The organism is Streptomyces sp. NPDC004752 (genome assembly GCF_053601275.1).
Genome location: NZ_JBSGBN010000031.1, coordinates 41727 through 68519, shown reverse-complemented (window position 1 = coordinate 68519; position 26793 = coordinate 41727). Strand labels below are relative to the sequence as shown.

Sequence of the window (26793 nt, the reverse complement as noted above, 5' to 3'; positions counted from 1 at the left end):
CAGTGGAGAAGTTGATTGATCAATTCGACCCGACAGCGGCAACAGTATCCGCTGGGGAGGTGATCACACCTCGTCCCAGTGAGCCAAACCAGCGCGGGTAAGTTGTTCGATTCGATCAGAAGCCGCCGCTCCGATTGGTCGCGGGAGCGGCAGATCGGGCCAACTGTGCACATAGCGTCGGCCGGAGAGTAGGGGGCGAATTCGAAGAGTGTCGCGGTAAGCGATGGCATGGTGAGTTTTTTACTCAATCACGTCCTGTGGCAGTGTGCAGGCACCCCGGCGTCGCGGGCCCGGTCGGGTTCGCCCGTCGAGTTGCTTGGCCACCGCACTGTCGGCACAACGGCCAATGAGTACCGATCCCAGGATCGGTACTCATCGACCTCACGTATCTGACCGTCCCCGGCACGGGACAGGGACGATGTCAGCCAGCCGTCAATAGGTGGGTGGGGGGTTCACTCAACCGTTGCTCCCGCCGTCAGTCCTTGGACGAAGTGACGTTGCAGCGCCACGAAGGCGGCAATGGGCACGATGGCGACCACGACGGCGGCGGCTGCCAGCCCGTTGACGTCGACGCTCTCCTGCGACTGGAACAGGCCCAGGGCCAGCGGGGCGGTGCGCAGGTCCGCCGTGGTGGAGGCGAGCAGTACGAGGGCGAGCAGGAACTCGTTCCAGGTCCATGTGATCACGAGGGCCACCAGTGCCAGCAGGGACGGCCGGGCCAGCGGCAGCAGCACGGTACGCAGCACGCGCATGTGGCTGGCGCCGTCCAGGCGTGCGGCGTCGATGAGCGCGCTGGGCATGGAGCGGAACGCGGCACGCATCCAGAAAGTGCCGAACCCGACCATGAGGGCGGTCTGGGAGAGGATCACCGCCCAGACCGTGCCGTCGAGATGGACGCTGCGCAGGTCGTAGAAGATCGGGATGATCGTCCCCTCCACCGGCATGATCACGCCGAGGAGGAATGTCGTCGAGATGATCCGCGAGCCGGGGAACTGCATGGTGCCCAAGGCGTATCCGGCCATTGTGGAGAGGACGACGGTGGCGGCGACGACGATCACCGTGATGAAGGCGCTGATCGCGAGGTAACCGGCCATGCCGGTGCCGGCGTGCCAGGCGGAGCGGAAGTTGTCCAGCGTGAGCCTGTGGGGGAGGCTCACTCCGCCGCCGCCCGCGTCGCTGGGGGTGAACGCGAGCAGCAGCAGGGCGAGCGTCGGCAAGGTGGCGCACGCGGCCAGGACAAGCATGATCGCGTGGCCGATCAGGCGTTCGCGGCCTTGGCTCATGGTTGTCGGTCTTCCAGTCGGGTGATCAGGACGGTGATCACGAAGATGATCACCGTGAGTACGGTCGCCAGTGCGGCGCCGAGTCCCACGGCCTCGTTCTCGAACGCAATGCGGTACAGCTCGAAGCCGGGCATGGTGGTGGTGTCGGTTCCCGGGCCGCCGGCGGTGAGCAGAAAGATGAGCTCGAACATCTTCAGGACCCAGGTGACCAGCAGCACGGTGGCGGCGACGATCTCGTTGCGCAGTCCCGGCAGGGTCACCGCCTGCAACTCACGCCAGGCTCCCGCGCCGTCGACGCGCGCCGCGTCGTAAAGGCTGACCGGGATCTTCTGCGCGCCGGCGATGAACAGCGCGACCGGTACGCCGAGCACACTCCACGCGGCCACCAGGCCCAGGGTCGGCAGCGCGGAGGTGAAGTCGGCCAGCCAGGGGCGGGTGAGGCTGCCCAGGCCGACGGCGCTCAACAGCCGGTTGACCGGCCCGGGATCGCCCAGCAGCCAGTGCCAGATGATGGCGGTCACGACGCCGGGCAGGACGAACGGCAGGAAGATCAGCGTCCGATAGGCGGTCAGCCCGCGAAGGCGCACCCGGCGCAGTCCCCCGGCGACGAGCAGCGCGATGCCCAGGGGTACCAGCGCTGAGAAGCACAGCAGCATCCCGGCGTTGAGGAAGGAGCGGCGGACCGTGGCGTCGTGCCACAGACTGCGGTAGTTGCCCGCGCCGACCCAGGTCCCCGGACTGATGCCGTCCCACTGGTAGAACGACAGCCAGATGCCATGGACGAAGGGTCCCAGGGAGAAGACGAGCAGCACCAGCAGCGCCGGGGCGATGAACAGATACGGTGTCAGACGGCGTATGACCCGTGCCCGCCGGGCCGCCGCTGGGGCGGCCTCGACGGTCTTCGGGCGCGAGCGCGTGGTGGAGAGGCTCATAGCTGGCCGAGGAACTCTTTGCGGTAGGAGTCGAATGCCTGCGCGACCTGCTTCGGGGTTTTCTTTCCGGCCAGCAGGAGCGTGAGTTCGGCATCCTGGTCCGCGGCTCCGGTGGGCCATGCTCCCTGGAGGTTGCTGGCGGTGTTCTTGGAGGTGAATGCCTTCTGTGCCAGTTGCGCGGACTGCTTCGTGGCCTCGTCAGGGGCGTCGGCCGAGTCGACGAACGTCGAGGGCAGGACGCCGTGGGAGAGGAAGACGGTGGCGGCCCGGGGGCTGATCAGGAAGTCGAGCCAGGCCCCGACGGCGTCGGGGTGCTTGGTCCTGGCCGAGGCGAGCAGCTGCGCGCTGGTGGCGATGGTGGGACCGGTCTCGCCGGCCTGGGCGCCCGGGGGAAGCGCCTGTCCGAAGTTGTCGCCCATCGTCGGGGCGATCTTGGGGTTGAGCCACATGCCGTTGTAGTGGAAGACGCCGGTGCCCTTGGCAAAGGAGGTGACCACGTCGCTGGACGGGTCGAGACCGGCGGGGTTGGCCGGGAAGTAGCCCTGCCGGCCCCACTTCTGGAAGGTCGTGAGCGCCTCGATCACTTCCGGGGTGTCCAGGCTGATGCCGGGCCGGCCGTAGACCCAGCGGCGCAGGTTGTCGGCTCCCCACTTCTCCATGATCAGCAGCGCGGCCAGGTAAATGCCGCTGTGCGAGCCGTTCTGCGGCGAGCCGAGCCCGATCATGAACGGTGTGTAGCCCCGCTGCTTGGCCTTGGCGAGGTAGGGCTCCAGGTCGGCGAAGGTCTTCGGCAGTCCGCCCAGCTTGTTGACGTCGGCCTTGTTGTACTGGAGCAGCTGGTAGGACAGGAACAGGCCGCTGCCGTACAGGTGTCCGGATGCATCACCCCAGTGTCCCGTGGCCGTGTACCGGCCTTCGGCGTCGAGCGAGGCGGGGATGCGCTTTCGCCAGCCGTAGGCGGTGTAGTAGGGATCGAGGTTGAGCAGGAGGCCGGCCTTGACCAGCGGCGCCGCCGCGTACCCGGTGTTGTTGAGAGCGAACACGTCGGGGCCGCCCGCGGAACCGGCGAGGCTGAGCTTGATGTTGGCCAGCTCGGAGGTCGTCTTGGCGACGCGAGTGACCGTGATGTTGGGGTATTTCCGCTGGAACTCCGAGCGGAGCTGTTCGAGGGCCGCGTAGCGGGTGGGGAACGCCTCCTTGGTGAAGCGATCCCATTGGGTCACGGTCGCCGCGCCGAGCCGGGCCGGGTCGGTGGTGATGCTGCCGGTCTTCGGCTGGGACGGGGCGTTGCCGCCCGGTGTGGCCGAGCAGGCGGCGAGGAACGAGGCGCCGGCCAGTCCGGCGCCCAGCGCGCCGCCACGTCGCAGGAGCTGGCGACGGGTGACGGCGGGTGGTCTCGAAGTCATCAGTGATGTCCTTCAGGTCTGGTGTCACGTTCGGGGAGCGGGTGGTGCCGCGTGCAGAGCGAGCGCGGCTTCGGTGTCGGGGGCGGGACAGGGGGGTCAGGTGGGTGTGGCCGGGGTCCGATGCGACGGAGCAGTGGTCGCCGCTGCGCGGCGGGCAGCCGGGAGACATGTCGCAGACCCGGCGGGGTGGAGGCAGATGGTGGCGCCGACGTCCTCGCGCAGTGCCACCTGCGCGGGCGGGCCGGTGCTGCCGTGTCGCGGCGGTCGTCGAGGTCGTCACGGGCTGGGGGTCAGTTCCGGTGCATCAAGTGCCCCAGTCGTTGAGGACCTTGGCCATGGTCAGCAGTCCGCGGTGCAGCTGTTCCTCTTCGATGGCGAAGCTCAGCCGCAGATGTCCGGGAGCGCCGAACGAGGTGCCGGGCACGGTGATGACGCCTGCGTTCAGGAGGCGTTCCGCCACCGCGATGTCGTCGGGGTCGAACCGGCGGACGTCGGGGAAGACGTAGAACCCCCCGTCGGGGCGCGTCCGGAACAGTCCGAGTGGTTCCAGCACCGATGCGCACAGGCTCAGTCGGCGGCGGAGGATCGCGCGGAAGTCGGCGGTGACGTCCGGTCCGGTGAGCGCGGCGAGGGCCGCGTTCTGTGCGACGCGGCCGACGCATGAGGTGGTGTGGGACTGGACGGCGGTCGCGGCGTCGATGATGTGTTTCGGGCCGGACATCCAGCCGACCCGCCAGCCGGTCATGGCGTAGGACTTGGAGACACTGCCGACTGTGACGAGCCGGTCGGCCGTCCCCGGATCGATGCGGCTCGGTGCCGGGACGGGGCGGAAGGCGAGGTCGACATAGGTCTCGTCCGACACGATCCAGATGCCGTGCTCGGCCGCCCATGCCAGGAGGGCGCGCAGCTCCGGCTCGTCGTGGACGAGGCCGGTGGGGTTGTTCGGTGAGCAGAGTACGAGTGCCCGGGTCGACGGTGTCCGGGCTGCTTCCAGGTCGTCCGGGGTCACCTTCAGCCGGCCTGCACAGGGCTGGACGACGACCGGGCTGCCGCCTGCGAGCCGGACCGAGGAGGGGAAGGTCACCCAGTACGGCGCCGGAATCAGGACCTCGTCACCTGGTTCGAGCAGGGCCATGAAGGTGTTGAAGAGGGCCTGCTTCGCGCCGTTGGTGACGAGTACGTGTGAGGCGTCGACGGGTGCCGTGGCGCGGGGGACAGGTGTCGTGGCGCGAAGGGTGAGCCGGTCCGCGATCGCCTGGCGCAGGCGTTCATCGCCGGTGGTCGGCCCATAGTGGTGGTTCTCCGGCCTGGTCGCCGCGTCGACAGCCGCGGTGACGATGTGGACGGGGGTTGCCAGGTCGAGTTCACCCACCGAGAAGTCGAAGACCTCGACACCCGCACGGCGCAGGTGCGCGGCGCGTTGGCGCAGTGCGGCGGTCGGCGACAGCGTGACCACAGGTTTGTTCCTCGTTTCGGGAAGTCGGCGGGCCGCCCGGGGGCGGCTGTGATGGCGCGGGCCTGAACTGCTGAACTGCTGTGATGGCGCGGGGCTGAACTGCGGGAACCTGGCGCCGGACTGACGTCTGTCGGCCCGACGGTGTTGCCGTCCCGCGTGGACATCCACATGAGGGCCGTTCACCGCCGCCGCGCCGTGCCGGCGATGCCAGACTCAGATTCTGGGATGACGTGCCGACCAAGCCTGGACGACGGAAAGTTGAACTATCCCAGTACCTATGAAATGCAGGATGGATCATCCATCCGGGTGTTAGTCTCGTGGCCGCACCGACATTCGGTCCGTGCCTGCGCAGCGAAATGAGGACACGTGGTTCCAGGTAAATCCTTGCTGGTCAGCGGCGAGTTCGTCACTCGTGCCCAAGCCGCGCTGCCCAGCCTGGGCGGTACGGACAAGCGTGTCATGGAGGTGATCCTCAGCGACCCTGATGCCGTCGTGCGCGGCTCGGTGACCGAACTGGCCCAGAAGGCCGGCGTCGCGCAGTCCTCCGCGGTGCGCGCCTGCCAACGCATCGGCTACCGGGGCTATCAGGACGTCAAGCTCGCGATCACACGCGATCTCGCCCATCAGGATCAGCAGGAGCAGGAGCTCGCCCACGAAGAGGGAATAGACGGCCAGACGCCGGCCGGTGAAGTCCTCGATCGCATCCTCCGGCGGAGCAGCAGGGCCCTGATAGACGCGGCACAGACCGTCGACCCCGAGCTGCTGTCACTGGCGATCGATCGCATCGCGGTGGCCGGCCGGGTACTCGTCGTCGGCAACGGAACCTCCGCGGCACCGGCCCACGATGCCGCTCATCGGCTGTCGGCGCTCGGCCTCGTGACGATCTTTCCCAGTGATGTCATGGCCCAGCATCTGGCCGCACGACACCTTGACCAGCACTGTGTGTGTCTTGTCGTCAGCCACACCGGGGCCAGCCGCGAGTCACTCCTCGCCGCCGAGGCGGCGCGCGCGGCAGGAGCCTTCATCGTCGCCATCACCAGCTTCACCAACTCACCGCTGACCCGCCTCGTGGATGCCTCGCTGATCGCGGGAGGCCCCGAATACGGCTTCCGTCTCGAATCAATGGCCAGCCGCCTCGCCCACCTGGGGGTCTTCGACGCGCTCTTCGTCGGCATCGCCGTTCGACGCCCCAAAGCATCCACCAAGGCGCTCGACGCGATGGCCGACATCACGATCGAGCACTCCCTGTAGGAGCAACACACCTGTGTGCCCCGCCAGGACAGCGCTCCGTTGACCGACCCGGCCGTCCTCGACCCCCATGCCGCACAACGCGCCGACCGAGCGAGGACGCTCTTGGCGCCCGAAAGGACCATGAGTGAAGTCGACCGTGTTGATAGTCGGGGCAGGCGTCATCGGTTGCAGCCTCGCATACGAGCTCACGCTTCGCGGTGCGGCCGTCACCATCATCGACGCTGCCGAGCTGACGTCAGGAACAAGCTCGGCCACATTCGCCTGGGTGAACGCCAACAACAAGTCCCCCGCCGAGTACCAGCATCTCAATGTCCTCGGACTGCGCGCTCACGAACGGGCCCGGCGCTCACGTGCTCCGGGCGACGCGGACTGGTTCCACCAGACCGGAAACCTGCAAGTCGCCGCGACCGACGCGGACATGGAAGCACTTGAGGAGAAGGCCGGTCGGCTCACCTCGAACGATTACGAAGCCACCGTGCTGACGCGGGCTGAGATCGAGGAGCTTGAGCCATCGATCGACTCCACTGGCCTGAAGGGAGGCGCACTGTACCCGAAGGAGGGTTGGATCGACACGATCGCCATGTGCGCGGGCCTTCTGAAGAGGGCCTGCGAGTCGGGTGCGGTGTTCCGCCCCTACCAGCGAGTCACCGAACTCAAGCCGACCGGGCGGACCACGGTGACTTCGGCTGATGGATCCAGCCATCAGTACGCGGCCGACGTGACGATCTTGGCGGCAGGCAACGGAATTCGGCCCGTTCTCGCCACCATGGGCATGGACTTCCCCACGCGCCCGTCATCAGCTGACGGCGCGACAGGAACCGGGCATGCCACCGTTGGGCTCATCGCCACCACGGGCCCCGTCGACACGGGCATCAGGCGCGTCATCCATGCTCCTGGCATCTCCATCAGGCCCGCGCGCAACGGCGGTGTGACGTTCACCGACTCCCCGACAGGCGCGCGATGGAAGCCGGACGACCCCCGGATCTGGACGGTCCCGGGCGTGCTGCTGGACCGGGCCCGGACGCTGTACCCGGCGCTGAGGAATGCCTCGACCGAGACGGTGACGCTCGGCACGCGTGTCCTGCCGAACGACGGTGTGACGATCTCGGACTGGATCACGGAGCAGTCATCGATCTATGCCGTCGCCACCCATAGCGGTGTGACACTCGCGGCTCACCTCGCCCAGGTCGTATCCGATGAGGTGATCACGGGCGAGCGACATGAGTCGCTACGTCCGTTCGGGCTCGCTCGCTTCGCGAGCTGACCCCGCGCAGGACGTGGTCGAGGACGCGGCGAAGATCCGGGGCACCGCCCGCTTCGGGCCGCCGGGCCTCCGGGCCGCACGGCGCCGCAACCGAGTACCCCGGCCGCAAGCCCAAGGCGCCCTCCGGTGGTCAGCGCCGGCGCGTCGCGATGGGCCGAGCCATCGTGGGTGAGCATGCCGCCGGGGCGCGGCAAGCCCGGGGAGCGGGATGCGAGGCGCTCGACCTGCTCAGGGGAAACGGGCAGGGGACAGGCCGGGGGATTTATTTCAAACTCATGAAGACCCATGTCCGAGTCTTTTGGTATACGGCTTCGCATGCAAAGCTGCATGCGGTGGTGATACGGAGACGGAGCGCTCCCCGAAGCTCGGTCCCTTGAGCCGCTTGGCCGTCCAGCCCATGAACGACAGAGGATTCGCCATGACCAATCTTGATCGGCGCGCACTCCTGCGCTCTGCTGGTGCCGCGGGAGCGGCCCTCCTGGGCGGCGGGCTGCTGGCAGCCTGTGGGGCGCCGGGCGGCAGCTCGGCGGGCGGGGCGAACTCCCTCACTCTCTTCCACTGGGCCGGAGCGCAGGGGACCGTGCCGCGCAGGGTCGCCAAGGCGTTCGCGAAGAAACGCGGCATCACGATCCGTTATATCGAGGGCACCAACGCGGACACCTTTCCCAAGCTGGTGTCCTCGGTTCAGGTCAACCGCGACAAGCCGCTGCTCAACCTGGGCTTCTTCAACGCACAGAGCTTCGCCCAGGGAGCCGCCGACGGGCTGTGGGCACCGGTGAGCGCGAAGTCCGTACCGAACATCGCGAAGGTGCTGCCGGGATACACCTCCGACAACGGCCTCGGCGCCTACATGGTGATGGACGCCATGGGCCTCATCTACAACAAGAAGGTCATCCGCACTCCTCCCACCTCCTGGACGGACCTCTTCGACTCCGCCTACCGAGGGCGGGTGACCACGTGGGACGCCCCCGCCTTCAGCGTCAACGCCGTCCCGGTGATCAACCAGATCGAGGGCGGCTCCGACGACGACCTCTCCAAGGGCATCGCCGCCTTCTCACGGGCGGCCAAGAAGGGCCAGTTCAGCGGGCTGATCGGCTCGATCGACCAGTTGCGCCAGCAGCTCAACAGCGGCCAGGTCGTCATCGCGCCCGGCTTCCAGGGCATCGCGCAGCCCTGGATCGACGAGGGCGACCCCATCGGCTTCGCCGTCCCCAAGCAGGGAGTGATGGCCTTCCCCGAGGGCTTCCAACTCGTGAAGGGGACCAGCCCTGACCAGCTCGACCTGGCCGCGGACCTGATGAACGAACTCTTCGACCCCGCCGCGGTGTCCGACTACAGCGCGGCCACCGCCACCATCCCGCTCGTCGAAGGGGCCCAACTGCCCGCCAAATACCGCGACATCGAGAGCTTCCAGCTGAAGACGGTGCAGCACGCCCTCAAGCTGGACTGGTCAGCCTTGGTGACCGGCCTCGACAAGGCCACCACCGCCTGGAACAACGATGTGAAGACGCACCTGTGAGCGTCGAATCGGCCGCGGCAGCCGTCCACGCGGACGGTCTGAGCCGCTCCTTCGGCTCCCGCCGGGTCCTTGACCACATCGAACTGGAGGTGGCCCAGGGCGAGTTCTTCTCCCTCCTGGGCCCTTCCGGCTGCGGCAAGACCACCGCGCTGCGCATCATCGCCGGACTGGAACACCCGGACGAGGGCGGCGTACGGATCAACGGCGTCGACGTCACTCGTACGCCCGCCCACCGCCGCCCCACCAACCTGGTGTTCCAACAGGGCGCGCTGTTCCCGCACATGGACGTCGCGCGCAACGTCGCCTTCGGACTCAGCACCGAGCGCACGGACCGCAAGGAGACGGCCCGCAGAGTCGCCGAGGCACTGGACGCGGTGGGGATGTCCGCGTTCGCCGGGCGAGCGCCGAGCACCCTGTCCGGAGGCCAGCGCCAGCGCGTCGCCATCGCACGGGCCCTGGTCAAACGCCCTCGGGTCCTCCTGCTGGACGAGCCGTTGAGCGCGCTCGACCTCGGCCTCCAGCTACAGATGCGGCGCGAGCTGCGCGCTCTTCAGCGCCGTACCGGGACCACGTTCGTCTGTGTCACGCACAACCAGGCGGAGGCGATGGAGATGTCCGACCGCATCGCCGTCATGGCGGCCGGCCGGATCGAGCAGGTCGGCACCGCACAGGAGCTGTACCGGACGCCGGCCAGCAGATTCGTCGCCGAGTTCATCGGCGAGAACAACCTCTTCGAGGTGACCGGCACGCAGGACGGCCCGCACGGCGCCACCCGCCATGCCGTGACGGCAGCGGACGGGCTGCGGCTGCCGCTGCCCGAGAAGTCCTCGGTCACTCCGGACACCGTGGTCGCCGTACGCCCGGAGTCGTTCCGGATCACCTCCCCGGACACCCCCGGCGTCGCGGGACGCGCCCTCGTGCGGTCCGCGGGATTCCTGGGAGCCCGCGTCCGTGTCGTCCTGGAGGCCCCCGGCGGCCGGGAGATCGTGGTCGACACGGACGCCACCGACCCGGTCCCGTCGGTCGGCGAGACAGTGGGACTGGCCGTCGACGCCTCCGCCGTCGTCGTACTGCCGCCCGGTCCGTCCGGCGGCGCACCGCACACCGGTCGCCCGGCAGCCCTCGGGAGCACACGGTGACCGGCACACGCGAAGACATCCGCGGCAACCCGGCCGCGCGACCGCCCGTCCAGGAGGGCCGCCGGGCGACCGCAGGCCGGTACCGGTCCGAACGGTCACGGCTGGCGTACGCGCTCGTCGCGCCCGGTGCCCTCTACCTCCTGCTCGTCCTCTGCTCGATCGTCCTGCTCCTGTTGTCGTACAGCTTCCGCACCGAACGCACCAGCCGCCTCTTCGCCCCCTTCGACCTGGGCACCTGGAGCAGGCTCCTCGGCGACCGCTATACGGCGGACATGCTGTGGACCACCTTGCGCGTGGGCGCCGTGGTGGCCGTGCTGACCGTCCTGATCGCCTATCCCATCGCCTGGTGCCTGCTGCGTGTGCGCCGCTGGTGGCTGTCCGGCCTGCTGATGTTCGCCGTCTTCTCACCCATCCTGATCAGTGTCGTGGTGCGCTCCTACGGCTGGATGCTGCTGCTGGCGCCGGACGGGCTGCTGCACGGCATGCTCGGGAGCTGGCTCTACCACGAACCGGGTGTGGTGCTCGCCCTCGTCCATGTCGAACTGCCCTTCGCGATCGTCCCGTTGCTCGGCTCTTTGCGGTCGCTGCCCGAAGGGGTGCTGGAGGCGGCGGCCGACCTGGGAGCATCCCCGTGGCGGCGGCTGCGGTCGGTGCTCCTGCCGCTGACCATGCCCGGCGTCATCGCCTCCTTCCAACTGGTCTTCGCCCTGACGGTCAGCGCCTTCGCCACCCCCGCCCTGCTCGGCGGCGGACGTGTTGCGGTGCTGGCGCAGTCCGTCTACCAGAACATCCAGCAACTCCAGTGGCCGCTGGCCGCGGCCCAGGCGCTGGTCCTGCTCGGTGTGGCGCTGGTGGTGCTGGCCACCTTCAACCGGCTGGGCCGCCTGGCCGACGTACGCCACCGTGTTCCGGCCGACGGCCGGCGGGAGGTGGGAGCGTGACGACGTCCCGTCGCCTGTTGCCGGTCGTCCGCGGCCTCTTCCTCACGGCGACCATGGTGTTCGTGCTGCTGCCGCTCGCCGTGGTGGTCTACCGGTCCTTCCGGGGCACCACCGCGTCCGGCTCAGGAGAGGGCTTCACCCTGCGCTGGTTCAAGGAGGCGCTGTCCTACGAGCCGTTCACCGTCGGGCTGCAGTACTCCACCCAGGTCGCGGTGCTGGCCACGCTCGTCTCCGTCGTCATGGGCACGGCCGCCGCCTACGCCATCGCCAGACTGTCCTTCCCCGGCCGTGAACTGCTGCGCTCCGTGTTCGTGATGCCGCTGAGCCTGCCCCGCGTCGTCGCCGGGTTCTGCCTGTTCGTCCTCTACGCCTCGCTCTTCCCCGCGGCCTACGGCACCGTCGGCGGTATCGCCTTCGCGCACTGCCTGCTGCTGATGCCGTTCGTCGTGGCCGTCATGGGGGCTGCGCTGGCCGGCCTGGACCCGGCACTGGAGGAAGCGGCCCGCGACCTGGGAGCCTCCCCGCTCGCCGCGTTCGTCCGGATCACGCTGCCACAGGTGCGGGCCGCGCTGCTGGCCGCGACCGTGTTCGCGTTCCTCACCTCGTTCGACGAGGTGGACACCTCGGTGTTCCTGATGCCCGCCGACACCACGACGCTGCCGGTGGCGATGTTCCTCCGCCTCGAACAGCGGCAGGACCCCACGGTCACCGCCATGTCGAGCCTGCTGATCGCCGGTTCACTCCTGCTGGCGGCGCTCGCGGCGGTGGCGGCCCGCCGCGTGGCCGGTGCCCTGGTGAACGCCCCCGCACCACAAGGAGATTCCGCCCAGTGAACAACCGTCTCCCGGCCGCCGCGACCTCGTCCGCCGCACCGCCGTACCGCATCGGCGTCGACGTCGGCGGCACCTTCACGGACGTCGTACTGGCCGCCGCCGACGGCTCCGCCGTGCACACCGCCAAGGTTCCCTCCGACGCCGCCCAGCCGGCCGCCGCGGTGGTGCGGGCCGTGACCGGGATCCTCGCCCGGCACCAGGTGGCACCGGAGCAGGTGGAGTACTTCGCACACGGGCAGACGTTCGCCCTGAACACCGTTCTCCAACGGTCCGGCGCCCGCACCGGCCTGCTGGTGACCGCCGGGTTCCCGGACCTGCTGGAGATCGGACGGCTCCGCCTGCGCGACCCCATCGACTTCTTCGCCGACCCCCGCCGCCCGCTGGCCGACCGCAAGGACGTACGGGAGATACCGGAGCGGATGCGGGTGGACGGCACCGTCGACCGTCCACTGGACGAGGCGGCCCTCCTCGCCGCCGCCCGCGACCTGCTCGCCGACGGAGTCGAGGCACTGGCCGTCGTCTTCCTGCACGCCCACGCGCACCCCGAGCACGAGCAGCGGGCCGTGGCACTGCTGCGGCAGACGCACCCCCATCTGATCGTGGCCGGCTCCGCCGAACTGTGGCCCGAGGAGAAGGAGTACGAGCGGGCCACCGTCGCCGTTCTCGCCGCGCATGTGGCGGGACTGCTCGGCGGCTACCTCCGTGACCTCTCGCACCGGCTGCGCGAACAGGGGCTGCGCTGCCCGCTGCACATCACCAAGTCCAACGGCGGTGTGATGTCCGTGGCCGGAGCCCTCGCCACCGGCGAAGGAAGCGCGGCGCTGCTGCGGGCGGCCGTGGAGACCCTGCTGTCGGGTCCCGCGGCGGGCGTCGCGGGTGCCGTGCGACTGGCCACCGCCGCCGGGGTGGGCGACCTCGTCACGATGGACATGGGCGGCACCAGCGTGGACAGCTCGATCGTCGAGGGCGGCGTCATCCCCTACTCCACCGACGCCGAACTGGGCGACTTCCCCCTGATCACTCCGTCGGTGGAGGTCTCCTCGATCGGCGCCGGCGGCGGCTCGGTGGCCTGGCTGGACGCCTCCGGCGTGCTCAAGGTCGGCCCGCGCAGCGCGGGCGCGCGGCCGGGCCCCGCCTGCTACGGACACGGCGGCACCGAACCGACCCTCACCGATGCCTACGTGGTGTGCGGCTACCTCGACCCGGACGACTTCGCCGGGGGAGCGGTGCGCCTCGACCGCAACGCCGCCCGGGATGCCTTCGCGCCGCTGGCGAGGCGGCTGGCCACGGACGTGGAGGGTGCCGCGGAAGCCGTCGTGGACGTGGCCACCGCGATGATGCACGCCCAACTCGTCCCGCTCCTCGCCCGCCGGGGCGTCGACCCGGCCGTATGCCATCTGCTGCCCTACGGCGGTGCCGGACCCGTCCAGGCCGTGGCGCTCGCCCGCGAACTCGGCATCCGGCAGCTGCTGGTGCCCTCGTCCCCGGGAACCCTGTGCGCGTTCGGTGCGCTCGTCACCGACCTGCGCCACGACCTGGTCGCCGCCGTGGGACAGACCACCGGCCGGCTGGACGACGAGCGGCTGCGGACCGTGTGGAAGGACCTGGAGGAGCGCGCCCGCCTCTGGTACCGCGACCAGTCCGCCTCCCTCCACCACGAGGTCCGGCTCGCCCGCTGGGCGGACGTACAGCTCGCCGGGCAGTCCTTCACCCTGCCCGTGACCCTGCCCGAGGACGAACAGCCCACCATCGCCGCGCTCAGCGAGGCGTTCACCGCCCGCTACCGCGCGGCCTACGGCGTGGACGCCTCGGGCCGCGAACTCGACGTGCGCAGTCTGCGCATCACCCTGACGGCCCGCTCGCGGCCCCTGACCCTGCGCGCCGGTTCCGGCAGCGAGGTCCGGCCCCGGCCGCACACGGTCGTCGAGCACGGCCGTCGTGTCGCGGCGGGCTGTGTCGAACGAGCCGACCTCGCGCCCGGCACCCGCCTTGAGGGGCCGCTCGTCGTCTCCGCGCCGGACGCCACGCTCTTCCTGCCCACCGGCGCCCACGCCGAGGTGGACGCGATGGGGAACCTGCTGATCGACGCCGGGCGAGCCCGGGGGAGGGCCGCCTGATGCGCAGCTCACCAGTGACCTTGGAGATTCTCTCGCGCCGGCTGACCGCCGTCGTGGAGGAGATGGCCGAGACCATCCGACGCACCAGCTTCAGCGTCTTCGTCAAGCAGACGGCCGACTTCGGGACCTGTCTGGTCACCCCCGGCGGCGAGGTGTTCGCCGCGCCCCGGGGCATCTCCGGCAACCTGATGATCGGCGCGCCCGCGCGGGCCGCCATCGAGTCGCTGGCCCCTTACGCGCCGGGCGACATCGGCATCAGCAACGACCCCGACGCCACCGGGGGACTGGTCACTCACCTGCCGGACGTGTGGACCTGGGCCCCGCTGTACGCAGCGGGCCGCATCGTCGCCTTTGCGTTCAGCTTCGTGCACGCCTCCGACATCGGCGGCTCGGTGCCCGGTTCCATCTCCTGGACCCACACCGACCGTGCCCAGGAGGGTGTCCTGATCCCGCCGGCCAAGCTGCACGAGGCCGGCCGGGAGAACACGGCGCTGCTTCGGACGGTCCTCGCCAACACCAGGGTGCCGGAGGAGAACCACGGCGACATCGACGCCCAGATCACCGGACTGGTGGCGGCGCAACGCCGTATCGACGAGATCGTCGCCGGGCACGGAGCCGACGCCCTGGAGGACGCCGTCGCGGATCTGCTGGACGAGGCTCAGGCCCGTGCGACCGGGCTGCTGGGCGAACTCCACGACGGCAGCTACCGGTTCGTCGACTACGTGGAGGGACTCATCGAGACCGGCCCGGACGGCCAGGAGACGGTGACGGTCCCGCCGACCCGGCTCGCGCTGGAACTCACCCTCGCCCAGGGCCGCCCCCATCTGTCGTTCCGGGGCACCTCCCCCCAGGTCGCCGAGGCCGTCAACCTGCCGACCGGAGGCGACCCCGGCCACTACATGCTGGTTTTCGCCCTGGTGAACTACCTGGTCTCCAAGGACCCCGGCATCCCCTACAACTCCGGCCTCGTCCGCGCCGTCACCGCCGACCTGCCGCCCGGCTCGGTGGTGAACCCCGGCGCCGGCGCCACCTGCGGCGTCCGCGCGGCCGTGTTCTTCCGCATCATGGACTGCGTGCTCGGCTGCCTGGCGCAGGCGGCGCCCGACGACGCCCTCGCGACCGGGTCCGGCGCGGTGGCGATCGCCACCGTCGCGCACACCGACCCGGTCACCGGCAGACGCCATGTGGCCGTCGGCCAGCCGCTGACCGGCGGATCCGGCGGGCGCCCCGGGCGCGACGGTCTGCACGGCACCAGCTTCACCGGCGGCTGGCTGCGCAACGTCCCAGGCGAACTCCTCGAACAGGACGCCCCCGTCCTCGTCGAGGAGTACCGGTACCGCACCGGTTCCGGCGGCGCCGGAGCCCGGCCGGGCGGAGCGGGCATCACCCTGCGGATCCGGGCCCTCGCCGACGGAGTCACCCTCGCCGTGCGCGGCATGGAACGCCTGCTGTTCGAACCGTGGGGCGTGCACGGCGGCGGCACCGGAGCACCCGGCCGCGCACTGCTGAACCCCGGCACCCCGCGCGAGCGGAACCTCGGCCGTGTCAACGTCGTCACCCTGGCCGCCGGGGACGTCCTGCTGGTCGAGACCGCGGGCGGCGGCGGCCTCGGCCACCCCGGCGACCGGCCCGCCGACACGGTCGCCGCCGACGTGGCCCGCGGACTGCTGGACCCCGACAAGGCCCACGCGGCATACGGCGTCGCCCTGCACGCGGACGGCACGGTCGACGAGCAGACCACCGCCGGGCTCCGCGCACAACTGGCCCAGCGGGAAGGGACGTTCACCCTCGGCTCGGCCCGCATCGGCTACGAGCGGCGCTGGCCCCCGCAGGTGCAGCGGGAACTCGTCGACGCCGTCGGCCGCCTCCCGCAGGCCGAGCGCGCCCGGGTCTACCGCACCGCCTACGTCACCGCCGACCGGGAGGCCGGTTCGGGCACGGTGACCTCCGCCGCCGTCACCCACGCCGTACGCCGGGCCACCGCGGGGACCGGCTCCGCAACCGACGGACCCCACACCCACACCCGCACCGAGGACCCGCACACGACAGGAGCGACCGCCCGATGACCGCCACCTCCCCCACACGGTTCGGCCTGATGACGTACGAGGCCGCCCCCTGGGCCGAACTCACCGCACGCTGGCGACAGTTCGAGGACCAGGGGTGGGACAGCCTGTGGGCCGGAGACCATCTGTGGAGCACCCTCGATCCTGAAGGCCGCCCGATACGCAACCGGTTCGACGCCTGGATGCTGGCCGGTGGCATCGCCGCCGCCACCTCCCGCGTCACCGTGGGCACACTGGTGAGCGCCGCACCGCTGCGCAACCCCGCCCTGGTCGCCAAGCAGGCCATCACGCTCGACCATATGTCAGGTGGCCGCGCCGTGGCCGGCATCGGGGCCGGAGGCAACCCGAAGGACCTGGCGTACGCGGGCGCGCCACCCTGGCCGCAGGCCGAGCGGGGGGCCCGGCTGGACGAGTACCTGACCGTCGTACGCGGTGTGCTGGAGCGGGACGCCTTTGACCACGACGGGACGTACTACACCGTGCAGGGCGCGGTCCGCGCCCCCGCGCCCGTCGGCGCCGAGCGGCCCCCGCTGCTCGTCGCCGCGCACGTCGACGCCACCCTCGCGGTGGCCGCCCGCCACGCCGATGTGTGGAGCAGCTACGGCACCCTCTTCTCCCAACTGCGCCGCGGCGTCAAACTCGACGAGAAGGAGAGCCTGCGCCTGACCAAGGAGCGCGGCGCCCTGCTCGACGCCCACGCCGAACGTGCCGGACGCGACCCCGCGTCGATCCGCAAGTCCTTCATGGCCGGATTCACCGAGGACGCCCCCTGGCAGTCGGTGGAACGCTTCCGGGACTTCGTGGGCCGCTTCACCGACATCGGCATCACCGAGTTCATGTTCCCCTTCCCCCTCCAAGGCCCGCACCGCGAGGGCGTGTTCGAGGAGGTCGTGGCGGACGTGCTGCCGCGCCTGCGGGCCGGGGAGCGGCCGTGAGCACCGCGCGGGAGGTCTTTTGCGCCCGCGCCCGCGAACTCGCCGGCGACCTGACCGACCTGCGCCGCCGACTGCACGCCGTGCCGGAGGTCGGCCTGCGCCTGCCGCTCACCCAGGCCGTAGTACTGGATGCCCTGTCGTCGACGGCCAAGGAGACCGGGGCCGCGCTGGAGGTGACCACGGGCACCTCGCTCGACTCCGTGACCGCGGTCCTGCACGGCGACCGGCCCGGCCCGGTGGTGCTCCTGCGCGGCGACATGGACGCACTGCCGCTGCGGGAGGCGACCGGACTGCCGTTCGCTGTCGACGCCGACCGCATGCACGCCTGCGGGCACGACCTGCACACCACCGCCCTGGCGGGCGCCGTCCGGCTGCTGGCCGAGCACCGGCAGAGCATCCACGGCAGCGTCGTGTTCATGTTCCAGCCCGGCGAGGAGGGCTACGACGGCGCCGGGGCGATGCTCGCCGAGGGCGTCCTCGACGCCGCGGGCCGGCCGGTGGACGCGGCGTACGCCCTGCACGTCGTCGCCGACCTGCCCGCCGGGCGCTGCTACACCCGTCCCGGCCCGGTGATGGCCGCCTACGGCATCCTCGACGCCACGGTCCGCGGCCGCGGCGGCCACGGCGGCAGACCGCACGAGGCACTGGACCCGGTCCCCGTGGCCATGGCCGCGGCCACCGCCGTCCAGAGCTACACCGGCCGCCGCTTCGACGCCTTCGACCCCGTCGTGGTCACCGTGGGCGAGTTCCACGCGGGCACCGCCCCCAACGTCATCCCCGCCGACGCCCGTTTCCGGGCCGGTGTCCGGTCCTTCTCCGCGGAGGCCAGCGCGCGCCTCGCGGCGGAACTCCCCCCGCTGGTCGAGGGGATCGCCCGCGCGCACGGCCTGGACGCCGACGTGACCTTCACGACCGTCCTGCCCACCACGGTCAACGACCCGGCGCACGCGGGCCGGTTCGCCCGCACCGCCGTCGAACTCTTCGGCCCCGACCGCTACGAGGAACTGGCGCGGCCCCGCATCGGCTCCGAGGACTTCTCCCGAGTGCTGCAACGCGTCCCCGGAGCGTACGGCTATCTCGGCGCGGCCCCGCCCGGCCACGCCCGCCCCGCCGGCAACCACGCCCCGACCGCCGTGTTCGACGAGTCGGTCCTGCCCGACGCCGCGCTGCTGCTCGCGGCGCTCGCCTGGCAGCACCTCGGCCGCACCTCCACGTCCTGTCCCTGACCCCGCTCACCGCGCGCCTCGCGGCGCCCACCACCAGGAGTTCTCGTGTACGACGTCCAGCCCCAGCAGGTGCCCCTCACCCCGGCCGCCGCAGAGCCGGGTGACGCGCCCGGTGCGCGCCGGGGATGTGACGCGCTCGTCGACGCGCTCGTGGCCGCAGGCGTCACGACCCTGTTCGGTGTGCCCGGCGACACCGGGGTGGCGTTGTACGACGCGCTCTACCGGCGCATGGACGACATCCAGCACATCCTCGCGCGCGACGAACGGCACGCGGCGGCCATGGCCGACGCCTACGCCCGCAGCGGCAACCGGGTGGGTGTGGTGGAGGTGTCCAGCGGCGGCGGCACCACGTATGCCGTCGGCGGCCTCGGGGAGGCATACGCGGCGGGTGTCCCCGTGCTGCTGATCACCTCCGACATCCACGCGGGCAGCCGTGGCACCGGTGCGCTGACCGAGATCGACCAGGTCGCCCTCTTCTCCGCGGTCACCAAGTGGACCCGGGTGGCCCAGAGCGCGGACGAACTGCCGGAGCTGGTCGCCCGTGCGCTCAAGGAGGCCGTGTCGGGACGCCCGGCCCCGGTCGCCCTGATCGTCCCGGAGAACGTCCTGGACGAGCCGACCGAGGTCCGCCCCGCCCACGACGCCGCCGCGCCCACCCTGCCCGCGGAGCGCCCCGCGGCCCCCGCCGACGCCGTCGCCGAGGCGGCCCGGCTGCTGTCCCAGGCGCGCAGGCCCGCCGTCCTCGCGGGCTCCGGCGTCCATATCTCCGGGGCCTGGGAGACCCTCGAACAGCTCGCGGATGCGCTGGGCGCCGCGGTCGCCACCTCCATCCACGGGCGCGGCGCGGTCCGCGGCGACTGTCCCTGGTCGATCGGCGTGGTCGGCAACAACGGCGCACTGCCCGGCGCCAACGCGCTGATGCGTCAGGCCGACACGGTGCTCCTCGTCGGCACCCGGGCCAACGCCACCGACACCAACAGCTGGACCGGACCCGCCCGAAGCGGTGTCCCCGTCATCCAGATCGACATCGATCCCGCGCGCGCCGGCCGCAACTTCACGGGAGCGCTCGCCCTTCCCGGCGACGCGGACACCGTTCTGCACCAGCTGCTGGACGCCGTCACCCCCATCGACGACACCGAGCGCGCCCATCGGCTGATGGCCGTCCGGGCGGTCGGCGCGCCCTCGGCACCCGCCTCCCGTCCGGCGGGCGCCGAGGCCCAGGCCGACGGACAGCTGCTGCCGGACGAGGTGGTCCGCATCGTGTGCGACGGCCTGCCCGCCGACACGCCTGCCCTTGCCGATCCCGGCACGCCCACCCCCAACGTCGCCGTGTACTGGCGGCAGCACCGGGCCGGACGCACCGTGGTGGTGCCCCGCGGTCACGGCCCCATGGGCTATGCGATACCGGCGGCCGTCGGGGTGGCCATGGCCCGGCCCGGCACTCCGCTGGTGTCCTTCACCGCGGACGGCAGTTTCGCGATGGCGTGCGGCGAGCTGGAGACGGTGTCCCGTCTTGGACTTCCGGTCCTGTTCGTGCAGTTCACCAACCACAGCCTCGGCTGGATCAAGATGCTCCAGCACCTCTACACCGGACAGCGCTACTTCGGCGTCGACCCCGGTACGATCGACGCGGTCGCCGTTGCCGCGGCATGCGGCGTTGAGGCGTACGCGGTCCGCTCGACCGGCGAACTGGCCGTCCACGTCGCCGACTTCGCCGCGCGCCCACGGCCGCTGTACCTGGACGTCGAGGTACCCCACATGATCGACTACACGCCGCCGGTGCCCGCCTGGGACCGTGGCCGGGCCGGGAACGCGGAACGACCCGTGTACTGACGGCACTTCGGTGCGACGGGCCAGGGCGGCAACACAACCGAGGGGACAGGACGGGCCAGTGACGGAACAGTATCCGGACGCTTCATCGGGCGGCGCCGCCAAGGTGCCGGCCCGACGCCGGTCGGAAGAGGTCTACTGGACCCTGCGACAGGAGATCGTCGACGGAGTCCTGCGGCCCAACGCACCGCTCGTGGAGGACGAGATCGCGTCCCGGCTCGGCGTCTCGCGCACCCCCGTCCGCGAGAGCATGCAGCGGCTCATGGCCGACGGCCTGATCCGCTCGCAGCGGCGCCGCTGGGTGGTGCACGAGTACACCCAGGAGCAAGTGGCCCATCTCTACGAGGTCCGGGCCGGTCTGGAGGCCCAGGCCGCCCGGCTGGCCGCGCTGCGCGCCACACCGAAGGAGCGCGAGACGATCGCCGGGTGGCGCGAGCGGATGACCTCACCGACGGCGGACTCCCTGTGCGACCGCGTCTCCAGCAACGACGCCTTCCACGACACCATCACCTCCGCCTCCGGCAACCCCCGGCTGCTGGAGATGATCCACGCGAACCGGCTGTTCCACTTCAACAAGCGCATCGCCGCGCTGTACAGCGCCGAGGAGATCGCGGTCTCCTCGCGTCAGCACGGCGACCTCATCAGCGCGGTCTGTGAGGGAGACGTGTCCCGCGCCGGGCGGACGGCGCGGGAACACACGGAGTACTCCCTTGAGATCATTCTGCGCAAGCTGTTCTGAGGGTGCCCGCAGCACTGGTCGGTCACCGGCCGCGTGCCCTCGGGCGGAGCGGTCCCCTCGTGCTCACAGTGCGGTCACAGCGCCCGGGCCGCATAGGCCCTGACGTCGGCGTCCGGGTCCGTCGTCGCCGTCGCCAGGGCCGCTCGGGCGTCCTCGGCGGCACGGTGCCTGGTCAGCGCGGTCACGGCGGCCTTGCGGACGTCGGCGTTCGGGTCGGCGAGGGCCTTGGCCAGGGCGGGGACGGCGAGGCCGGGGTCCGCGACGGACAGCGCGATGGCGGCGCCGGCCCGCACCTGCCAGGCCGGATCGGACAGGGCCGCCCCCGCGCGGGTGGCCAGGGGGAGCGGGCAGCCGGTCGTGCCCAGCGCCTCGTAGGCGGCCGCACGCACCAGGGCGTCGGGGTCGTCGACGAGCTCGGCGAGGGCCGAGCGGACCAGGTCGGGTCCGGGGCTGTCCGCCGCGGTGTCGTCAGGTCGCCCCGCGGTCACGGTGGCCAGGGCCTTGGCGATCGTCACGCGGACCTCGCGGGACGGGTCGGCGCTCGCCGCGCGGGCCAGCTCTCCGGCGGCGTCGACCGACACAAGCGCTCGCACGGCCGCGCCACGGACGGCGATGTCGGGATCCGACAGGCAGTGCGCGAACAGCCCGGTGTCACCGAGGCGCAGGACGCGCAGCGCGTCCAGCGCGGCGGCGCGCGCGACGGGGTCGGCCTCGGACAGGGCGGCGGCGAGACCCTCGCGCAGGGCCGGTTCGGGGTCCAGCGTCTCGACCAGTTCGCGCAGTGAGGCGGCCGCGGCGGCGCGGACACCGGCGTCGGGGTCGGCGAGCGCGGCGGCCAGCGCCGCTCCGGTGCCCGGCGGCACCGTCTCCGTCAGGACCGTGACGGCCGTTCGGCGGACGGTGGGGTCGGGGTCGGTCAGATAGCGGGTCAGGGCGGCCAGAGAGGGCTCGTCCTCCGCGACGGAGAGGAGTTCGACCAGGCGCGGCGTGGCCGGGGCGGCCGCGTGGGCACCGGGCTGCGCGGTCGTACCGGTCCCGGCGGGCTCCTGCCGCATCGCCACCGGCGCGGCTTCCCGGGCCCCCGCGATCGCCACCTCCTCCGGGTGGATCTCGCCGAGGTGACGGGAGGGGCCGCCGACCGGGCTGAACCCATCGACCGGGACCAGATAGGGAGCCACCGGCCGGGCCGTGAACTCCATCGCCCCCGTGCGGGACTTGCGCAGATCGAGGTGGTGGAACCAGGACGCGTCGTCACGATGCGGATGGTCGAGACGGTCGTGGTACAGACCCCAGCGGGACTCCGTGCGGGCCAGGGAGGCCCGCGCGGCCATCTCCGCGCAGTCGCGGATGAAGCCGACCTCCGCGCAGCGCATCAGCTCGTGCGGGGTACGGGCGCCCATCGCGGCGATGTCGGCACGCATCCGCTCGAACGCCTCCAGGGCCAGCGACAGCCGGGCGCCGGACTTCGGCGGAGCCACGTAGTCGTTCACGAAGCGACGCAGCTTGTACTCGACCTGCGGCTGCGGTGGTCCGTCGGGGTTGTGCAGCGGGCGGTAGATCAGCTCATGCGCTTCCTGGAGCTGGTCAAGGGGCAACTCCCCTTCGTACGGCGGATATTGGGACGCGTCGGCGCCCGCCAGGTCCCCGAAGACGAACGCGCCGATCATGTAGTTGTGCGGAACACAGGCCAGGTCCCCGGCCGCGTACAGACGGGGGACGGTCGTACGGGCGTGGTCGTCGACCCGTACCCCCGAGGCCGAGTGGCCACCGCACAGCCCGATCTCGGAGATGTGCATCTCGACATCATGGGTCCGGTAGTCGTGGTCGCGGCCCGCGTGGAAGGTGCCGCGGGTCGGCCGCTCCGTCGAGTGCAGGATCGACTCCAGAGCCGAGATCGACTCCTCGGGCAGATGGCTCAGCTTCAGGTACACCGGGCCCCGGTCGCTCGCCACCTCCCCCGCGAACTCGGCCATCATCTGTCCCGACCAGTAGTCGGAGTCGACGAAGCGTTCGCCGTGCCGGTTGACCTGATAGCCGCCGAACGGGTTGGCGACGTACGCACAGGCCGGACCGTTGTAGTCCTTGATCAGCGGGTTGATCTGAAAGCACTCGATGCCGGTCAGCTCGGCACCCGCGTGGTAGGCCATCGCGTAGCCGTCACCGGCGTTCGTCGGGTTCTCGTACGTGCCGTACAGATAGCCCGAGGCGGGCAGGCCGAGTCGACCGCAGGCGCCCGTCGCCAGGATCACCGCCCCGGCCCGCACCGCGACGAACCGTCCCGTACGGGTGTCGAAGCCCGCCGCCCCCACCGCCCGGCGGTCCTCGCCCTCGCCCGCCGTCAGCACACGCACCGGCATCACCCGGTTCTCGATGCGGATCCGCTCCCGCATCTCACGCCGCCGCAGTTGCCGGTACAGGACCTTCTTGACGTCCTTGCCCTCCGGCATCGGCAGCACGTACGAGCCGGAGCGGTGGACCTGGCGGACCGCGTACTCGCCGTGCTCGTCCTTCTCGAACTTCACCCCGTACGACTCCAGCCGCCGCACCATGGCGAAGCCACGGGTGGCGGTCTGGCGGACGGTGGACTGGTCGACGATGCCGTCGTTGGCGCGGGTGATCTCGGCGACATAGTCGTCGGGCTCGGCGCGGCCGGGGATGACCGCGTTGTTGACGCCGTCCATGCCCATGGCGAGCGCGCCGGAGTGGCGTACGTGCGCCTTCTCCAGCAGCAGGACGTTGGCGCCGCGCTCGGCTGCGGTCAGCGCCGCCATGGTGCCGGCGGTGCCGCCGCCGATCACGAGCACGTCGCAGCCGATCTCGTCCGCGTCGGTGAGGGCCGGGATCTGCAAGGGGGTGTCCACCAGGGTGCCTTTCAAGAACCGAGTGACGTGAGGACGTCGCGCCGCAGGGTGATACGCGCCGGATCGTCGTGGGCGGCGCGCTCGCGCGGGCGCGGTACGTTCCGTACGGCGATGAGGCGGCCCGCGCCGAGCAGGGCCACGCGGTCACCGAGGAACAGGGCCTCGTCCACGTCGTGGGTGACGAAGACGACGGTGGCGCCCGTGCCGTGCAACACCTCGACCAGCAGGTCCTGCATGCCGGCGCGGGTCTGCGCGTCGAGGGCGCCGAACGGTTCGTCCATCATGACGGCACGGGGCGTGCCCGCGAGCGCCCTGGCCAGTTGGGCGCGCTGGCGTTGCCCGCCGGAGACGCGGTGCGGCAGCTGCCGCAACTGCTCGGTCAACCCGACACGGGCGAGCCAGGACTCGGCCTGGGCACGGCGTTCGACGCGCCGCAATCCCTTGATGGCGAGGGGCAGTTCGACATTGGCGCGCAGGGTACGCCAGGGCAGCAGGGCGTCCTCCTGGAAGACCAGCGCACGGTCGGCGGCGGGGCCCGTCAGCGGGCCCGCGTCCTGGGTGACCTCACCCGCGAGGGGCGGCAGCAGCCCGGCCAGTGTGCGCAGCAGCGTCGACTTGCCGCAGCCGGAGGGGCCGACGACGGTGAGTATCTCGCCGGGGGACACCTGGAGGTCCACCTCGTCGAGCACGGGCGCGCCCGGCCGGCCGAGGGTGGCACCGCGCAGGGCCAGGCCCGCACCGGTGCGGGCGGGCGAACGCACGTCAGACGAGCTGGTCATGGGGCGCGTCCTCCTCGGTCCTGGAACCGGCCGGTTCGAGGGCGGTGGCGCCGCGCACCCGGCGCGGGGTCCGGCCGGCGGGGACGTACGACGTACGCGGCAACCAGCGGGTCAGGCGGCGGCCCAGCACCTCGACGGCCGTGGAGGTGAGCCAGCCGAGCACGCCTATCGTGACCATGCCGACGAACACGCCGGGATAGTCGACGACCGTGTAGTCCTGCCAGGTGCGGTAACCGACCCCGTACTGACCGGAGATCATCTCGGCGGAGATCACACAGATCCACGAGACGCCGATGCCGACCGACAGGCCGCCGAAGATGCCGGGCAGCGCGCCCGGCAGGACGACCGAGCCGAGGATCCGCCACCGGCCTCCGCCCATGGTGCGCACCGCCTCCTCCCACACGGGGAGCAGCGCGCGCACCGCGTGGCGGGTGGAGACCAGGACCGGGAAGAAGGCGGCGGTGAAGGTGATGAAGACGATGCCCTGTTCGTTGGAGGGGAACAGGAGGATCGCCACGGGCACCAGGGCGATGGCCGGGATCGGCCGGGCGACTTCCAGCAGTGGGTTGAGCAGGTCCTCGGCGAGCCGCGAGCGGGCCACGAGCACACCCGTGGCGACCCCCACGACAGCGGCCAGCAGGAAACCGGTGAGGATACGGGTGAGGCTGTCGGTCAGATCCGTCCAGTAGTCGGGGCCGGACAGCCGGTCGGCGAAGGCACGGGCCACATCGGTGACCGTGGGGAACTGCGAGAAGCGCAGCCAGATGTCGATGTGCCGGCTGGTCAGCAGCTGCCAGAGGCCGAGGGCGGCCACGAGGGCGGTCAGCCGCAGCGCGTAGCGGGCGGCTCGTGGTGCTGCCCGGCTCACGAGGCACGCTCCAGGGCATCGGCGTAGGCGATGACACGCGCCCCGTCGTGTCCGTCGGCGTACGCCCGCGCGGTCGCCGGGGCGACGAACGGCAGCAGCTTGTCACCGTCGGCCACCCACACCGCCTGGTCGGCGAACCACAGGGTGCCGGTGGTGGCGTCGGGGACGTAGGCGGCGCGGACGGCGTCGCGGTGGGCGGCTACGTACCTCAGCAGTTCGGCAGGCGATGGGAAGGTCCGCGTCCGTGCCGAGCCCTTCGGCCACACCTCGCTCACCGCGGCCGGGGGCGAGGCGGCGAGCCGCTCGGCGTACGCCGCCCCCAGGGCCTTCTTCACATAGCGGTCGTCGACGAAGGAGTCCACGTCCACGTCACCGGTCAGCTTCGCGGCCTTCAGGATCGACACATCCTGCTTCAGGGCGGAGACGAGTTGTGGCTTGAGGGCCGGGTCGAAGGTGGCGATGCCGTGGGCGCCGTTGTAGAGATAGACGACCTCGGCGGGCAGCCCGGTGGCCTCGGCGACCTTCTCGGCGGCCGTGACGGGATGCTCGTTCAGATAGTCGGTGGCCTGCGCCTGGGCCTTGAGGAACGCCTCCAGTACGGCCGGGCGCCGCTGTGCGAAGTCCTCCCGGGCGGTGACGCCGTGGAAGGTGGGCAGGTTCAGCTGCGCGCCGTCGTACAGCGCCTTCGCCTTGCCCTGCCGGGCGAGCAGGCCCGGCCAGGCGACGAACTGCGACAGCGCGTCCACGCTTCCCGCGGCCAGGGCCGAAGCACCCACCGCGGGCTGCTGGTTGAGCTTCTCGATGCCCTTGTCGGGGTCGATGCCGGCGCGTTGCAGGGCTCGTACGAGTGTGCCGTCGGCGGCGGAGCCGACGCTCGTGGAAACCTTCTTCCCCTGCAGATCCTTCAGCGAGGCGAGCTTGGAGTCGGGGGCCGTGACGATGGTGTTCAGGCCGCCGCGCAGGTTGTAGCCGGTGACCGAGACCAGGCGGGTGGGGCGGGAGAGCTGCTTGCCGCGGGCCGCGTTGATGAGCAGCGGGAAATCCCCCATCGAGCCGATGTCGATCTTTCCGGCGGTCATCTGGGCGGTGATGGGGGCGCCGGTGGCGTAGTCCTGCCAGACGACCTTGTAGGTGATGCCGTCGCCGAGCGAGTTCAGCTGCTTCTCGAAGTAGCCGAGGGAGCGCAGCAGGGTGCCGGCCGTGACCGTGTTGATGGTCTTGGACTGGTAGCCGACGGTGACGGTGACCGTGGAGCCGCTGCCGGACCCGGCGCCGGTGCCGCAGGCGCCGAGCGGGAGCAGGAGGACGGCCGCGGACACGGAGACTGCCGTGCGTTTCATGGTGGTGGGGC

The 26793-nt window shown here is 71.2% G+C and carries 20 protein-coding genes; 12 read left to right on the top strand and 8 right to left on the bottom strand.

The window, feature by feature from the left end; genetic code table 11:
• Nucleotides 1-452: 452 nt before the first annotated feature.
• The 4 genes from ACWEKM_RS15700 to ACWEKM_RS15685 all read right to left on the bottom strand — a co-directional run bounded on the left by ACWEKM_RS15700 (nucleotide 453) and on the right by ACWEKM_RS15685 (nucleotide 5077).
• Nucleotides 453-1283, bottom strand: a complete 831-nt coding sequence (locus ACWEKM_RS15700) for a carbohydrate ABC transporter permease (protein ID WP_451621725.1) — start codon at nucleotides 1281-1283, stop codon at nucleotides 453-455.
• A complete protein-coding gene (locus ACWEKM_RS15695; RefSeq protein ID WP_451621724.1) occupies nucleotides 1280-2215 on the bottom strand; it encodes a carbohydrate ABC transporter permease in 936 nt (311 codons plus the stop codon). Before ACWEKM_RS15695 ends, ACWEKM_RS15700 begins: the two co-directional genes overlap by 4 nt.
• Nucleotides 2212-3621 carry an extracellular solute-binding protein gene (locus tag ACWEKM_RS15690; RefSeq protein ID WP_451621723.1) on the bottom strand — a complete coding sequence of 470 codons (1410 nt, stop codon included), beginning with the start codon at nucleotides 3619-3621 and terminating at the stop codon, nucleotides 2212-2214. The genes ACWEKM_RS15695 and ACWEKM_RS15690 overlap by 4 nt, the downstream gene beginning before the upstream one ends.
• Before the next feature lie 304 nt (nucleotides 3622-3925).
• Nucleotides 3926-5077 carry a pyridoxal phosphate-dependent aminotransferase gene (locus ACWEKM_RS15685; RefSeq protein ID WP_451621722.1) on the bottom strand — a complete coding sequence of 384 codons (1152 nt, stop codon included), beginning with the start codon at nucleotides 5075-5077 and terminating at the stop codon, nucleotides 3926-3928.
• Nucleotides 5078-5461: 384 nt separating this feature from the next.
• Here ACWEKM_RS15685 and ACWEKM_RS15680 point away from each other — a divergent pair, with 384 nt between their 5' ends.
• From ACWEKM_RS15680 to ACWEKM_RS15625, 12 genes are all read left to right on the top strand, one after another.
• The gene (locus ACWEKM_RS15680; RefSeq protein WP_451621721.1) at nucleotides 5462-6328 is read left to right on the top strand and encodes a MurR/RpiR family transcriptional regulator; all 867 of its coding nucleotides are present in this window, start codon (nucleotides 5462-5464) and stop codon (nucleotides 6326-6328) included.
• A 124-nt stretch (nucleotides 6329-6452) separates the two neighbouring features.
• A complete protein-coding gene (locus ACWEKM_RS15675) occupies nucleotides 6453-7592 on the top strand; it encodes an NAD(P)/FAD-dependent oxidoreductase (RefSeq protein ID WP_451621720.1) in 1140 nt (379 codons plus the stop codon).
• A 418-nt stretch (nucleotides 7593-8010) separates the two neighbouring features.
• On the top strand, nucleotides 8011-9111 hold the full coding sequence (locus ACWEKM_RS15670) for an ABC transporter substrate-binding protein (RefSeq protein WP_451621719.1): 1101 nt from the start codon (nucleotides 8011-8013) through the stop codon (nucleotides 9109-9111).
• On the top strand, nucleotides 9108-10250 hold the full coding sequence (locus ACWEKM_RS15665) for an ABC transporter ATP-binding protein (RefSeq protein WP_451621718.1): 1143 nt from the start codon (nucleotides 9108-9110) through the stop codon (nucleotides 10248-10250). The genes ACWEKM_RS15670 and ACWEKM_RS15665 overlap by 4 nt, the downstream gene beginning before the upstream one ends.
• Entirely contained in the window at nucleotides 10247-11191 is a 945-nt protein-coding gene (locus ACWEKM_RS15660; protein WP_451621717.1) for an ABC transporter permease, read from the top strand. Before ACWEKM_RS15665 ends, ACWEKM_RS15660 begins: the two co-directional genes overlap by 4 nt.
• Nucleotides 11188-12024 (top strand): ABC transporter permease, encoded by an 837-nt coding sequence (locus ACWEKM_RS15655; RefSeq protein ID WP_451621716.1) that lies wholly within the window; start codon nucleotides 11188-11190, stop codon nucleotides 12022-12024. Before ACWEKM_RS15660 ends, ACWEKM_RS15655 begins: the two co-directional genes overlap by 4 nt.
• The gene (locus tag ACWEKM_RS15650) at nucleotides 12021-14141 is read left to right on the top strand and encodes a hydantoinase/oxoprolinase family protein (RefSeq protein ID WP_451621715.1); all 2121 of its coding nucleotides are present in this window, start codon (nucleotides 12021-12023) and stop codon (nucleotides 14139-14141) included. Before ACWEKM_RS15655 ends, ACWEKM_RS15650 begins: the two co-directional genes overlap by 4 nt.
• Entirely contained in the window at nucleotides 14141-16207 is a 2067-nt protein-coding gene (locus ACWEKM_RS15645) for a hydantoinase B/oxoprolinase family protein (RefSeq protein ID WP_451621714.1), read from the top strand. Before ACWEKM_RS15650 ends, ACWEKM_RS15645 begins: the two co-directional genes overlap by 1 nt.
• Entirely contained in the window at nucleotides 16204-17139 is a 936-nt protein-coding gene (locus tag ACWEKM_RS15640) for an LLM class flavin-dependent oxidoreductase (protein ID WP_451621713.1), read from the top strand. Before ACWEKM_RS15645 ends, ACWEKM_RS15640 begins: the two co-directional genes overlap by 4 nt.
• The gene (locus ACWEKM_RS15635) at nucleotides 17136-18365 is read left to right on the top strand and encodes a M20 metallopeptidase family protein (protein ID WP_451621712.1); all 1230 of its coding nucleotides are present in this window, start codon (nucleotides 17136-17138) and stop codon (nucleotides 18363-18365) included. The genes ACWEKM_RS15640 and ACWEKM_RS15635 overlap by 4 nt, the downstream gene beginning before the upstream one ends.
• 45 nt (nucleotides 18366-18410) lie before the next feature.
• Entirely contained in the window at nucleotides 18411-20198 is a 1788-nt protein-coding gene (locus ACWEKM_RS15630) for a thiamine pyrophosphate-binding protein (protein WP_451621711.1), read from the top strand.
• 58 nt (nucleotides 20199-20256) lie between these two features.
• Complete coding sequence (locus ACWEKM_RS15625; protein WP_451621710.1) at nucleotides 20257-20934, top strand: GntR family transcriptional regulator; 678 nt, start codon at nucleotides 20257-20259, stop codon at nucleotides 20932-20934.
• Between the two features lie 74 nt (nucleotides 20935-21008).
• Here the strand turns inward: ACWEKM_RS15625 and ACWEKM_RS15620 are convergent, their stop codons facing one another.
• The 4 genes from ACWEKM_RS15620 to ACWEKM_RS15605 are packed head-to-tail and all read right to left on the bottom strand — an operon-like array spanning nucleotide 21009 to nucleotide 26782.
• Nucleotides 21009-23810, bottom strand: a complete 2802-nt coding sequence (locus ACWEKM_RS15620; RefSeq protein ID WP_451621709.1) for a fumarate reductase/succinate dehydrogenase flavoprotein subunit — start codon at nucleotides 23808-23810, stop codon at nucleotides 21009-21011.
• Nucleotides 23807-24574, bottom strand: a complete 768-nt coding sequence (locus ACWEKM_RS15615; RefSeq protein ID WP_451621708.1) for an ABC transporter ATP-binding protein — start codon at nucleotides 24572-24574, stop codon at nucleotides 23807-23809. The genes ACWEKM_RS15620 and ACWEKM_RS15615 overlap by 4 nt, the downstream gene beginning before the upstream one ends.
• Nucleotides 24558-25442 carry an ABC transporter permease gene (locus ACWEKM_RS15610; RefSeq protein WP_451621707.1) on the bottom strand — a complete coding sequence of 295 codons (885 nt, stop codon included), beginning with the start codon at nucleotides 25440-25442 and terminating at the stop codon, nucleotides 24558-24560. The genes ACWEKM_RS15615 and ACWEKM_RS15610 overlap by 17 nt, the downstream gene beginning before the upstream one ends.
• Nucleotides 25439-26782: an ABC transporter substrate-binding protein gene (locus ACWEKM_RS15605; protein ID WP_451621706.1), complete on the bottom strand. Its 1344-nt coding sequence runs from the start codon at nucleotides 26780-26782 to the stop codon at nucleotides 25439-25441. The genes ACWEKM_RS15610 and ACWEKM_RS15605 overlap by 4 nt, the downstream gene beginning before the upstream one ends.
• Nucleotides 26783-26793 lie beyond the last annotated feature (11 nt).

Bases quoted from the DNA above. Each gene is read 5' to 3' on its own strand.
- ACWEKM_RS15700 (WP_451621725.1), bottom strand. From the start codon at position 1,283: ATGAGCCAAGGCCGCGAACGCCTGATCGGCCACGCGATCATGCTTGTC.
- ACWEKM_RS15695 (WP_451621724.1), bottom strand. From the start codon at position 2,215: ATGAGCCTCTCCACCACGCGCTCGCGCCCGAAGACCGTCGAGGCCGCC.
- ACWEKM_RS15690 (WP_451621723.1), bottom strand. From the start codon at position 3,621: ATGACTTCGAGACCACCCGCCGTCACCCGTCGCCAGCTCCTGCGACGT.
- ACWEKM_RS15670 (WP_451621719.1), top strand. From the start codon at position 8,011: ATGACCAATCTTGATCGGCGCGCACTCCTGCGCTCTGCTGGTGCCGCG.
- ACWEKM_RS15645 (WP_451621714.1), top strand. From the start codon at position 14,141: ATGCGCAGCTCACCAGTGACCTTGGAGATTCTCTCGCGCCGGCTGACC.
- ACWEKM_RS15640 (WP_451621713.1), top strand. From the start codon at position 16,204: ATGACCGCCACCTCCCCCACACGGTTCGGCCTGATGACGTACGAGGCC.
- ACWEKM_RS15615 (WP_451621708.1), bottom strand. From the start codon at position 24,574: ATGACCAGCTCGTCTGACGTGCGTTCGCCCGCCCGCACCGGTGCGGGC.
- ACWEKM_RS15605 (WP_451621706.1), bottom strand. From the start codon at position 26,782: ATGAAACGCACGGCAGTCTCCGTGTCCGCGGCCGTCCTCCTGCTCCCG.